Source organism: Caballeronia sp., from assembly GCF_049581465.1.
Lineage (GTDB): Bacteria > Pseudomonadota > Gammaproteobacteria > Burkholderiales > Burkholderiaceae > Caballeronia.
This window is the reverse complement of record NZ_JBAUSA010001130.1, coordinates 1-1,535: the sequence shown is the minus strand read 5'-3', so window position 1 is coordinate 1,535 and position 1,535 is coordinate 1. Positions and strand designations below refer to the sequence as shown.

General features: G+C 62.1%; 1 protein-coding gene. It reads right to left on the bottom strand.

What is annotated here, in order from left to right:
• On the bottom strand, positions 1-1,364 hold a 1,364-nt coding region (gene kdpB, locus WCA53_RS27655; RefSeq protein ID WP_423918338.1), incomplete at its 3' end, for a potassium-transporting ATPase subunit KdpB.
• Positions 1,365-1,535: the final 171 nt, after the last annotated feature.

The following is a 1,535-nucleotide window of genomic DNA, read 5'->3' as shown; positions in this document are numbered from 1 at the left end:
CCGCCCTTGACGATATCCTTCAACTCGATCACGCCGAGCACGCGGGCGCCTTCCGGTCGCTTGTCGGCCACCACGAGCCGCGTGCTGCCGCGACGCGCGATTTCGTCAACCGCGTTCGATACATCCTGCGGATAGCGGCCGCCATTCAACTCCACATACTTCTTGATCGCATCAGCCGCACCCTTGCGGATCTCGCGCTCGGGCAAATCCACACCGCTCATGCGCGTCTGCGCGGTGAAGCCCAGGAAGGTCGCCTGGAGTGTCGACATTTCCCGCTGGCGAATGTTGAAGCGTTGCTTTGCCAGCACGACAATACTGCGGCCTTCCGGCGTTTCATCGGCAAGCGACGCAAGTTGCGCGGCATCGGCGAGGTCTTGTTCAGAGAGACCGGCCGCCGGCACGAAGCTCGACGCCTGACGATTGCCCAGCGTAATCGTGCCGGTCTTGTCAAGCAACAGCACGTCGACGTCACCCGCCGCTTCGACTGCGCGGCCCGAGGTCGCGATCACGTTTGCCTGCATCATGCGGCTCATCCCGGCCACACCAATCGCCGACAACAAGCCGCCGATAGTCGTCGGGATCAGGCAGACCAGCAACGCGACCAGTGCCGTAATCGTCACCACGTGCCCGGCTTTGACTGCTTCGACCGAGAACATCGAGAACGGCAACAGCGTCGCGGTGGCGAACAACAACACCAGGCTCAACGCGACCAACAAGATCGTCAGCGCGATCTCGTTAGGCGTCTTCTGCCGCTTGGCGCCTTCGACCATCGCGATCATGCGGTCCAGGAACGCTTCACCCGGATTGACGCTCACGCGTACCACGATCCAGTCCGACAGCACGCGTGTGCCGCCCGTTACTGCGTTGAAATCGCCGCCCGATTCGCGAATCACGGGTGCCGATTCTCCGGTGATCGCCGATTCATCGACGGACGCAACGCCATCGATAACTTCGCCGTCAGCCGGAACCGAGTCGCCCGTTTCAATCAGCACGACGTCGCCCTTGCGAAGCTCCGACGCCGAGGTCAACCGCACCGTAGCGTTACGATTGGCCGCGCTCAGTTTCTTCGCCATCACGTCGCGCTTGGCGCTGCGCAGCGAAGCGGCCTGCGCCTTTGAACGGCCCTCCGCCAGTGCTTCGGCGAAGTTAGCGAACAGCACGGTGAACCACAGCCACAGCGCGATCGCGAGAATGAACCCGGCCGGCGCTTCAGCCTGGCCTGCAAGCGCCGCGCCCCACAGGATCGTGGTCAAGATGCTGCCGACATACACGCAGAACATCACCGGATTGCGCAACTGCGTACGCGGCGATAGCTTCCTGAACGAATCCGCGATCGCCGGCATCACGATCGCCGGATCGAACATGGAACGGGCGGCCGACCGGGAGTTCTTCCCCGGTTCCGGCGCCTTATCCGGAGCCCGGTTGGGTATGTTCACTTGCGGTTTGACATTAGTAGTCATATTTTCCTCTGTATCAGTGACCGCTTATTTGCCCGAGATCATCATCAGATGCTCGACCACGGGACCCAGCGCGAG